A 279-nucleotide genomic window follows, 5' to 3' on the forward strand; every position below is an offset into this window, starting at 1 on the left:
ATCGCCGGTTGTCCGGGTACGCCGGGGCCGTACCTGGGTCGTGGCTCGACCAGCTCATCCGTGGGCAGTGGATCGGTCATCTGCCGGCCGGCGGCCAGTCGGACCTTATACACGCCACCGTCTTCGACGACGACGCCGCTCTCATAGGCACGCGCGATGGCGCCTTTGACGGAAGGACCGAAATACTGGCAGGCACCGTCGTGCATCGGGCCGTTATCCGGATGGCGGGCCAGTGCGGTCTTGCCGCTCGCATACTTGCGCAGCACCAGTGGCACCGGT

General features: G+C 66.7%; 1 protein-coding gene. It reads right to left on the reverse strand.

The window, feature by feature from the left end; genetic code table 11:
* A partial coding sequence (locus tag RMT89_RS42655; protein ID WP_315889137.1) for a hypothetical protein occupies positions 1–266 on the reverse strand: 266 nt, incomplete at its 3' end.
* Positions 267–279: the final 13 nt, after the last annotated feature.

The organism is Streptomyces sp. P17, assembly GCF_032436805.1.
Lineage (GTDB): Bacteria > Actinomycetota > Actinomycetes > Streptomycetales > Streptomycetaceae > Streptomyces.